Source organism: Paenibacillus sp. E194, from assembly GCF_000935845.1.
In the GTDB taxonomy this organism is placed as follows: domain Bacteria; phylum Bacillota; class Bacilli; order Paenibacillales; family Paenibacillaceae; genus Paenibacillus_B; species Paenibacillus_B alvei_B.
In genome coordinates this window covers 23,085-33,357 of sequence record NZ_JMDX01000041.1, presented here as the reverse complement: position 1 = coordinate 33,357, position 10,273 = coordinate 23,085, and the positions used below count along the sequence as shown (strand labels likewise).

Below are 10,273 nucleotides of genomic sequence, written 5' to 3'. Positions count from 1 at the left end.
GACCGCCCAGCTGTAGCTCCAGTTCTCCTGACCGTTGACCATTCCTTTATACCACCAGCCCGTTTCTCTTCTACCAGTATAGTTCATAGGCACCCCCCCTGCAAAGAGACATTGGGAGACATAATTGGTGCAATCGACCTCAAACGACAGAAAACGGGGATTAGGCTCGTTCCACCATTGTTCTGCATATTGTACCGCTCTCTCCCGCCGATAGGGGGAAGACTTCTGCGGCCGCATATTCATGCCTAGCACATCATAATTCAATAGGGGCATCGAGCGGTTCTGCCTCTCAGCATAATGCTGCGCCGCATGATTCTCGTCATCCAGCTTGCTGCCATGACGCTCATGGGCCGGTGTTTCTACTCGTGTAATAATCCAGCTGTCACCGTCTCGGTTCAGTGTCAATCGCTCGATGTCAATTCGCTCATCGAACAAGGACACACCCTGCTGGTCATATTCGCGCTGGACGTGGAACTCTACGTCGACAGCCACTTCTCCATCGCCTTCATGCTTCCGTACGATTTTAGCCTTTGTCTCGCTCTTAAGCGGTGTTGTTCCGCGTTCGCGATACCACAATTTCAATCTTCTGGCCCGCTCGCTGGCCTTCATAACATACTCCATATCCTCGATAGGTGCCTGAACCGCATAATTCCGATCATCCACTTCTGAGCGATTGTGCTGATCTACATAGAGATACAGCGTATTTTTCCAATCTTGCCGCATGCTACTGCCTCCTTGTACGGGCGCGCCTCCGGCGGACAACCGTCCTTGAAAGCCGCGGAATATTGCTACCATATATATGCGTCATCCACATCGCTCATGTCCTGTGGAATGACCTTGGGAAGCACGGTTATCAATTGTGTGCTTAGGGCTACGAATCTGCTCTTTATCGAACAAACGACCAGACATCACAAATATGTGCGAAAAGCACGTACATTTAGGCATTTTTATGCAGAAAAACCTCTTTACGCTCATACGGGAACACGCTATACTGGAGATGTGAATCAATTATGAAATAACGTTTCATCTAGTGGAACTAATAGAAAAAATTAACTACCTGCATACCTGCCAGCACACGTGAATCAGATGCATCACCAAGCAAGAGATGAACACAGAACCAAGAAGGAGGTTTCTCTATGGCAAGAACAGATGCTTTTTCTACAGCACGCGAGTTAACCGTCGGCAATCATTCCTATCGCTATTACAGCTTGGAAGCGTTCGAGGCGCAAGGCAACGATATTTCCCGCCTTCCATTTTCGATCAAGGTGCTGCTTGAAGCAGCCCTGCGTCAATTCGACGGCCGCGCCATTACGAAGGATCACGTTAACCAGATCGCCAATTGGGCGAATGGCCGTGATGAGAATAAAGAGATTCCATTCATTCCAGCACGTATCGTGCTTCAGGACTTCACGGGCGTACCCGTTGTTGTCGATCTGGCAGCGATGCGGGATACGGTGAAAAAAGCCGGTGGAGATCCGAAGCAAATTAATCCGCTTGTTCCGGTCGATCTCGTTATTGACCACTCTGTCATGGTTGATGCATTCGGTACCAAGGATGCACTCGAATATAACATGAACGTGGAATTTGAGCGCAATGAAGAGCGTTACCGCTTCCTTCGCTGGGCGCAAACGGCGTTCGACAACTTCCGTGCGGTACCACCTGCAACAGGTATCGTTCACCAAGTGAACTTGGAATACCTCGCTTCCGTAGCGGCTACGAAGCAGGTTGACGGCGTTACTGAAGTATATCCTGACTCGCTCGTTGGTACAGACTCGCATACGACGATGATCAATGGTCTTGGCGTTGTAGGCTGGGGCGTTGGCGGTATTGAAGCAGAAGCAGGCATGCTCGGACAGCCGCTCTACTTCGTTACACCAGAGGTTATCGGCTTCAAGCTGACAGGCAGCTTGGCGGAAGGCGCTACGGCGACTGACCTTGCACTGACAGTTACCCAAATGCTGCGCAAGAAGGGCGTAGTCGGCAAGTTCGTTGAATTCTTCGGTCCAGGCCTTGGGAACATCAGCTTGGCTGACCGTGCAACTGTAGCGAACATGGCTCCAGAATACGGAGCAACGATCGGCTTCTTCCCTGTTGATCAAGAGACATTGAACTACATGAGTTTGACTGGCCGCTCCGAAGAGCAAATCAAGCTCGTGAAGGCTTATTATACAGCCCAAGGCTTATTCCGCACGGAGGATACCGAGGATCCAGCATTCACAGATGTCATTGAATTGGATCTTGCCTCGATCGTACCAAGCTTGGCTGGTCCAAAGCGTCCGCAAGACCGTGTGGAGCTGACAAACATGAAGCAATCCTTCCTTGATATCGTGCGCACGCCGATCGATAAGGGCGGATATGGACTAAGCGACGAGAAGATCGAACAGCAAGTTGCGGTTACTCATCCGAACGGTGAGACAACACAGCTGAAGACAGGTGCTGTCGTAATCGCGGCTATCACTAGCTGTACGAATACATCCAACCCTAGCGTAATGATCGGTGCAGGTCTAGTTGCGAAGAAAGCGGTAGAGCGCGGCTTGAAGAAGCCTGCTTACGTGAAGAGCAGCTTGACGCCTGGTTCCCTGGTCGTTACTGAATATTTGAACAAATCCGGCTTGATCGAGCCGCTGGAAGCGCTCGGCTTCCATGTTGCCGGCTACGGCTGCGCAACATGTATTGGCAACTCCGGTCCGCTTCCTGACGAAGTTAGCAAGGCAATCGCAGATGAGGATATGACCGTTGCCGCTGTCTTGTCCGGTAACCGCAACTTCGAAGGCCGTGTCCATGCACAGGTGAAGGCGAACTATCTTGCTTCTCCTCCACTCGTTGTGGCGTACGCACTTGCGGGTACAGTCAACATTGACCTTGCGAACGAGCCGCTTGGCTATGACAGCAACAATGAACCTGTATTCTTGAAGGACATCTGGCCAACATCCGAAGAGATCAAGGAAGCTGTTGCCCAAGCGATTACACCGGATATGTTCCGTGATAAATACGAAAATGTATTTACTCAAAACGAACGTTGGAACTCCATTCCGGTTCCAGAAGGCGAGTTGTACGAGTGGGATGAGAAGTCCACGTACATTCAGAATCCTCCGTTCTTCTCGAACCTTGGTTCTGATTTGAACGATATTGCAGATATCCGTGACGCGAAGGTATTAGCGCTGCTCGGCGATTCCGTAACGACTGACCATATCTCGCCAGCCGGTAATATTAAGGTCGACAGCCCTGCTGGACAATACTTGATCGATAATGGCGTAACTCGTCAGGACTTCAACTCCTACGGTTCCCGCCGCGGCAACCACGAGGTCATGATGCGCGGTACATTCGCGAATATCCGTATCCGCAATCAAATCGCGCCAGGCACAGAAGGCGGCGTAACGAAGTACTTGCCTACGGATGAAGTGATGTCCATCTATGATGCTTCCATGAAGTATCAAGCAGACGGTACGAACCTGATCGTAATCGCTGGTAAAGAATACGGTACAGGAAGCTCCCGCGACTGGGCTGCGAAGGGTACTTACCTGCTTGGTGCAAAAGCTGTTATCGCAGAAAGCTTCGAACGTATCCACCGTTCCAACCTGGTCGGCATGGGCGTTCTGCCGCTTCAATTCCAAGACGGCAACAGCTGGCAGACACTCGCCTTGACTGGAACGGAAACATTCAGCATCGTAGGCTTGTCCAACAACGTGGAGCCAGGTCAATCTCTGCAAGTTGTGGCAACTCGCGAAGACGGTACGCAATTCGAATTCCCGGTAACAGTTCGTCTCGACAGCATGGTCGACGTCGACTACTACCATAACGGCGGCATCCTGCAAACGGTTCTTCGCCAAATGATCGCTCAAGAGCGCTCGCACGCGTAATAATAATTAAGTTTGGCCCAACATGGTAAATTGAAGAGCCCCCTTATCGACGATATTGGTTGGACACCTAGTGTGTTCCTCCAATAAAGCATAAGGGGGCTTTTTTATAAGTGTATAAAAAAGAGGAGTACCTGTACGTTATGTATGGCCAGAACAGGTATTAGGCTAGCTGAATCCTCAGACTCTGTTACTGTTACTGTTGCTGCCTCTGACTCAGCCCCACCATCAACCTTGGCCCCTTTCCCCTCCTTCATCCAGCTGTTGGCTTTGGACGAACTTCAAATGTTCTCTCCCCCAGCTGCACATACTGTCGAGAACAGTAACCAAGGATTGTCCATGCTCCGAGAGACGGTATTCCACCCGAGGCGGCACCTCCGGATAGACGATCCGCTCAATAAGCTGATCTTGTTCCAGTTCCCGCAGCTGCTTGGCCAGCGTGCCTTGGGTGACTTCTGGAATGATCCGCCGCAATTCCCCAAAGCGCTGCGTGCCATTGATTACTAGAATAAATAGAATGAGAGGCTTCCACTTACCTCCGATTCGCTCAAGCGTCGTCATCACGCCAAGCAATCGCGGCTCCCGCAAATCCATCGCTTCATTCACCTCGCAAGGGATATGTTCTCCTATATTTTTTAAATAAATGTCCTGCCTGTCCGACTCCTTACCCTGTCAAAAAGTACGATTTTTCGTACTAAGTACGATGAAAGTGTCTACTTGGCACCCTTCTCTACTTGTTCCATAATAACGTCGAATTACAAGTGAGAGGAGTCAGGAACTATGTCTACGATTTCATTACGCAAGCAACGTGTTGTCATTATTGGAGGCAGCTCAGGAATTGGCTTGGAGACGGCCAAGCAAGCCGTTGAGCATGGAGCTTCCGTCGTGCTCGCCAGCCGTTCGGCGGATAAATTGGAACAAGCCCGTCAGTTGTTAGGGACAGATGTGACAGAGACTTATACATTGGATAATCGCGATGAAGCTCAACTCGAGCGCTTCTTCGAAACGGTAGGCGCATTCGATCATCTATTTACGCCTGGTGCTTCATATGTTCGCGGCCCAATTACATCGACGCTTGAAGTAGCTCGCAGCTGCTTCGACGCCAAGTTCTGGCCGCAATACCATGCGGTTAAATATGCGCTGCCGTACTTGAACCGCAGCGGCTCCATCGTGCTGATGTCAGGTGCATTCAGTCAACGCCCGCTTGCTGACGGCGCATCATACGCCGCTTGCAATGGAGCCATCGAAAGTCTTGGCAAAGCCTTAGCCGTAGAGCTAGCACCCATTCGCGTGAATGTCATCTCTCCGGGGACAGTTCGAACGCCTTTCAACTGGGAGGGTGCAGAACAGGCCCTACGAGAGCAGGCCTATGATCAATCTGCAACCCTTAACCTTCTCGGCAGGGTAGGAGACGTCGAAGAAGCCGCGCATACGGTTATCTACTTAATGACAAACGGCTATACAACAGGAAGCACGCTGTATCCTGATGGAGGTTACCTTCTACGCTAACCTAGGCAAGTCATATTACGGCAGTGACACGCTCTCCACACATAACTGGCTGTCCCATCAAGTCCATTCTGTATGGAGAGCTGTTCACATCACAACTCCGCAAGGATCGTTAGGTCGATTTCGAACGTTTCTTTCAAGCCTGCTATCCCCGCCTCCGTTATATGAATAGCTCTCGTATCCGGCAGCCGCTTCATCCAGCCCAGCTCCAGCATTCTTTCCAATAACGCGTTGCCTAATGCTCCTGCCAGATGGTGGCGACGCTCGCTCCAATCCAAGCATTTTAGAATATAGGCACGACGCTTTTTCTTTGTTCCTGTAAGATCAATTTGTAACTCTGCGAAAAAAGCCTCTCCCTTTTCCGTAATCCGAAAAGCCTCTCCGTCATCCTCCATCATTTCCATCCGTATAAGCGACTCTGTCATCTGAACACCGGCGTATCCAGCCAAATGATCATAGCAGGTACGTGCAAAGCGAAGCTTCTTATCCTCAGTATGCTGCTTCAACGAGCTAATCGGAACCGGAGGCGCGATAGATAGTAAGGTTTCCATAACACGCGCTACCTCCTGATCCCGAATGCCATAATAGCGGTGGCGTCCCTGCTTCTCCATCATTATGACGCCCGCCTCAATCATTTTGGAGAGATGAAAGCTAGCTGTCTGCGGCTTGATGTTCGCCATTGAAGCCAACTCGCTCGCCGGATGAAAGCGACCATCCAATAAAACCGTCAGCATGGCGGCACGAGAACAATCGCTGACAAGCGAAGCAATTACGGCTGCATTCGGATTTGATTTTCTGGACATCCCAATGTCCCTCCCCATTTGTAATCCATACTTCGATGATAATGGAATTATTTACGTATTACAATGAGGCAAAAGGAATCTAGCACCTACATAACAGGAGGCAGCACCTATGGAGACGACAAAGAAAAAATTCACAACAAAATCGATTCAACCAAAAATCCTTTATTACGGGACACCCGTAATTTTATTAAGTACCTTAAATGAGGATGGAACTGTCAATATAAGTCCCCTGTCCTCCTCTTGGGCGTTAGGGCAATGCATCGTGCTTGGAATCGGACTGGGTAGCAAAACGATTGAAAATCTGCAGCGTCATCAAGAATGCGTCATCAATGTGCCAAGTTCTGATCTGTGGGGAAATGTCGAAAAGCTGGCTCCTTACACAGGAAAGCAGCAGGTTCCTGAATGGAAGCTGCCGTTAGGTTTTTCTTATAATAAGAATAAGTACGAAGCGGGTAATCTGACACCAATTGAGTCGGTTGCCGTACAGCCTACTCGCATTGCAGAGTGCCCCATTCAAATCGAAGCACAGGTGAGACATATTCGTATCCCCGAGCATACTTCGTTTATGGCAATTGTCGAGACGGAAGCTATCCAAGTGCATGCCCACCAGGATATCCTCGTCGACGATAATCATATCGACCCTCGGAAATGGAGCCCTCTGATTTATAACTTCCGCCATTACTTCGGATTGAGTGCCGAGTTGGGCAAGACATACCGAGCAGAAACATAAAGCAATAAAAAAGCCGCTGTACTGGAGAGAAACAATCCTCTTTCCGGTCAGCGAGCCTATCATTCCAAGTCAAATAAGTCTATGAAAATGTGCATCTCCCCCTTTAGAACTGCCCTCGCTGCCTTTTACTCTTTTGCATACTCTATTCATAGAGTCTACTATTCGTTGCATATTGCAACTGAAGCAATCTGCAAAAGGAGGGCTGGAGTGTGAACGTATTTCCGCATCTTACTTATCACCGAACACGGGACTGGGCTGCCGGAGCCGCTCTTAACCTTCAACATTTTCAAGAAATGTATCGTGTGCTTTACCCGGCAGAAACGATTATTCTTCCTTCACCCAAAGGAGTGGACACGCCTCGATGGGGATCTATATGTCACTCTGATGAAGCATTCGTGGCCGTTATACCAGGGGGAAGGGTCATGACTGGAAGCGGTCATGTGGTAACGCCTGACCACCGCCGGCTTCAAGACGTAGAACTCCCCCCTTATCCTTACCCGTTCAATGAACTTCCGGAGCCGCAATATACACCAGAAACTGTAGCCACATTAATGTGGGGCTGGAATGTTCCCGGCTATGCATATCACCAAGCTATTTTCGGGCACTGGTTTTTTGATTATTTGCCCCGCATTCATTTGCTGGAGCAGAGCGGAATCGCTATCGACAAATATTTGGTTGGTCAACTGACTTATCCTTTCCAATATGAATCGCTGCAAATGCTCGGCTTTCCGATGGAAAAGTTAATACAAGTTGACCGTAACGATTTCCATTTGGTCGCAAACAAGCTGGTCGTGCCGGCCATCCCATTCCTTATTGGCGGATGCCCGAGCTGGGCCAGTCAATACATTCGCACCCGTCTGAAAAACGCTTCCATTGCTCCTCGTCCTGGCTATGAGCGAATCTACGTTAGCCGCCAAGATGCGTTCGCCCGCCACGTCATTAATGAAGAAGAAGTCATGCAAGTTTTGGCCGAGAAGGGCTTCGTCCGCATTGTGCTTACACCGCTGTCCACGGCGGATAAGATTGCAATTTATTCGTCAGCGCAAGTTATCGTTGCGCCGTTCGGAAGCGGGAGCATTAATACCGTGTTTTGCAATCCAGGCTCTACATTGATCGAACTGACGCCGATAACAGTTATGGATAGTTACTTTTGGAAAATTAGCAATCATGCAGGTATGAATTACTATGAGGTTCTATGTAATATCGAGCAGCCGCCAAAGCCGCTCGCTGGCTTTGATAACCTGATCGTCGACATCGACAAGCTGAAGCGCGTCCTTCATATGGCAGGCATTTAGGTTGTGCCTGCCATATGCCGAGGTTCCACTCAAGTGAGGTGTGAGGCCAGCACAGGGCAAGTAAGCCTTATTACAAAAAAAGAAAGCATTGCTTCATACCAACTAAATGGCATAAAGCGCTGCTTTCCCTTCTAGCCGTGGCAACCTCGCGATTGCGCTCTTGTATCTACCGTTTCGACCGCACCTGCTGCCAGCTTGAAATCAAAAGACTCGCCGAGATATGCCTTCTCAGGCTTGATGAATACATAATTGTCCTTGATATATACTTCATCATTCGGAGACAATGGCTTTAATACGTCGCTATATGTAGCGATTAGTACAGAGCTATGCAAGGACACGCCACTTGCTGGCTGTGTCTTCCGGTTAAATGCAATTGTGAAGACTCGCGTCCTCTCTCATCCGCCTGTTGATGACCAAATGATAGGTATCCGCATAGTATGAAGCACATAATTTCGAAGAGCTTTCACGCTTCCGAAACCTATGTTAACGCTTACATTATATGGGAGGCGATACCATTGGACGTTACACTCGTCGGGATACACTGGGTGTATCTGCTGTTCATTGGGTTAATTATTGGCTTCCTCGTCATGCGGAGAGATACGACCGTCGTATGTATGGCGGGGATATTCCTGCTCGGCTTGCTGGCAACTTCCTCGGTTAGTTCAGCGGTCAGCGGTATATTTACCAGTTTTATTTATGCCATTAAGGAGTTGCTTGGCACCATTCTCATCATCTCGATCATTGTCGCGATGAGCCGTGTGCTGCTCGCATCCGGCATTAATGAAACGATGGTATCTCCATTCACCAAGCTGATGCGCGGCCCCACGATGGCCTATTGGACACTTGGGATTGTTATGGTCGTCATCAGCTCCTTCTTCTGGCCGTCGCCAGGTGTCGCTCTTATTGGTGCGGTGCTGCTGCCAGCAGCAATTCGCGTAGGGCTGCCTCCTCTTGCTGTTGCAATGGCTATGAATTTATTCGGACATGGTATCGCATTGTCAGGCGACTTCGTCATTCAGGGCGCACCGAAGCTTACCGCGGATGCAGCCGGATTGCCCGTTAAGAGCGTGCTGGAAGCCAGCATCCCGCTTGTGCTGGTCATGGGTGTTGTCACCACGGTCGTTGCGTTCTGGATGATGCGCCGCGATATGGGGCGTGGTCTTCTGACCATGAGTACCGGTCTTGCCAAAAATGACGACCGCAGCATCTTCCATGTGACCCGTATTCCCTTATCTCTCGTTGCCAAAACAACTCTAGCCATTCTCATTCCTCTGCTCTTCGTCATCGACGTCATCATGCTGTTCCAGCTGAATCTTCAGGGTGGAGAAGCAACCGCGCTCATTGGCGGAACCGCTGCAATCATACTCATCGTCGTTACCCTGCTCACCCATCGCAAGCAAGCACTTGAACAGACAACCAGCTACCTCGTGGACGGCTTTCTATTTGGGTTCAAAGTATTCGGCCCTGTCATTCCAATTGCCGCATTCTTCTATTTAGGAGACTCTGCCTTCTTCGAAATCTTTGGCAAAACTCTGCCCTTGGCATCGCATGGAATTGTGAATGATCTAGGGTTGGTGCTTGCACACAGCGTTCCACTCCATCCTGCCATCGGTGCAATTACCCTCACCATTGTAGGTGCTATTACAGGATTGGATGGGTCAGGATTCTCCGGCATCTCGCTAGCCGGCTCCATAGCTTCCCTGTTCGGGGCCGCCATTGGCGGCGGGACAGATACCCTGACTGCACTCGGTCAAGTTGCCGCCATATGGGTCGGAGGGGGAACGCTAATCCCATGGGCGCTCATACCAGCAGCAGCTATTTGTGGCGTCAGCCCGTTCGAGCTGGCACGCCGCAACCTTGTTCCGGTGATCATCGGCTTAACCCTCACGACACTCGTCGCAATGCTGCTGCTTCTCTTGTAACAACAAGTCCCACCTGCTCGCTGGTTTGCAACAGGTGGGACTTGTTTTGATTCATCCATCATTATTATTGTTACCTTGACACCTTTTTAACTTATATCAACTATGTCTGACAGATTCCCTTTAGTCCTCATCACTAGTGTTTGTTATCCTTCAGAGTCAT

At 49.9% G+C, this 10,273-nt stretch carries 9 protein-coding genes; 5 read left to right on the top strand and 4 right to left on the bottom strand.

The annotated features are described in order from the left end of the window. The coding region (locus tag AZ66_RS08255) for an amidase domain-containing protein (protein WP_044354397.1) at positions 1-723 on the bottom strand (723 nt) is incomplete at its 3' end. Between the two features lie 413 nt (positions 724-1,136). Here AZ66_RS08255 and acnA point away from each other — a divergent pair. Continuing rightward, positions 1,137-3,860 carry an aconitate hydratase AcnA gene (gene acnA, locus AZ66_RS08250; protein WP_044354396.1) on the top strand — a complete coding sequence of 908 codons (2,724 nt, stop codon included), beginning with the start codon at positions 1,137-1,139 and terminating at the stop codon, positions 3,858-3,860. Between the two features lie 225 nt (positions 3,861-4,085). Here the strand turns inward: acnA and AZ66_RS08245 are convergent, their stop codons facing one another. After that, the gene (locus AZ66_RS08245; RefSeq protein ID WP_044354395.1) at positions 4,086-4,451 is read right to left on the bottom strand and encodes a winged helix-turn-helix transcriptional regulator; all 366 of its coding nucleotides are present in this window, start codon (positions 4,449-4,451) and stop codon (positions 4,086-4,088) included. Between the two features lie 186 nt (positions 4,452-4,637). Here AZ66_RS08245 and AZ66_RS08240 point away from each other — a divergent pair, with 186 nt between their 5' ends. Further along, a complete protein-coding gene (locus AZ66_RS08240; RefSeq protein WP_044354394.1) occupies positions 4,638-5,366 on the top strand; it encodes an SDR family oxidoreductase in 729 nt (242 codons plus the stop codon). An 89-nt stretch (positions 5,367-5,455) separates the two neighbouring features. Here AZ66_RS08240 and AZ66_RS08235 read toward each other — a convergent pair whose 3' ends face one another. After that, positions 5,456-6,166: an ArsR/SmtB family transcription factor gene (locus AZ66_RS08235; protein ID WP_044354393.1), complete on the bottom strand. Its 711-nt coding sequence runs from the start codon at positions 6,164-6,166 to the stop codon at positions 5,456-5,458. Between the two features lie 109 nt (positions 6,167-6,275). Between AZ66_RS08235 and AZ66_RS08230 the strand changes: the two genes are divergently transcribed. Beyond that, positions 6,276-6,896, top strand: coding sequence for a flavin reductase family protein (locus AZ66_RS08230; protein ID WP_044354392.1), 621 nt, complete (start codon positions 6,276-6,278; stop codon positions 6,894-6,896). A 209-nt stretch (positions 6,897-7,105) separates the two neighbouring features. Continuing rightward, on the top strand, positions 7,106-8,191 hold the full coding sequence (locus tag AZ66_RS08225) for a glycosyltransferase family 61 protein (protein ID WP_044354391.1): 1,086 nt from the start codon (positions 7,106-7,108) through the stop codon (positions 8,189-8,191). Between the two features lie 131 nt (positions 8,192-8,322). On the opposite strand, the gene AZ66_RS08220 is transcribed toward AZ66_RS08225, so the two are convergent. Continuing rightward, on the bottom strand, positions 8,323-8,523 hold the full coding sequence (locus AZ66_RS08220; RefSeq protein WP_021261160.1) for a hypothetical protein: 201 nt from the start codon (positions 8,521-8,523) through the stop codon (positions 8,323-8,325). A gap of 183 nt (positions 8,524-8,706) precedes the next feature. Here AZ66_RS08220 and AZ66_RS08215 point away from each other — a divergent pair, with 183 nt between their 5' ends. After that, on the top strand, positions 8,707-10,113 hold the full coding sequence (locus AZ66_RS08215; RefSeq protein WP_044354390.1) for a hypothetical protein: 1,407 nt from the start codon (positions 8,707-8,709) through the stop codon (positions 10,111-10,113). Positions 10,114-10,273 lie beyond the last annotated feature (160 nt).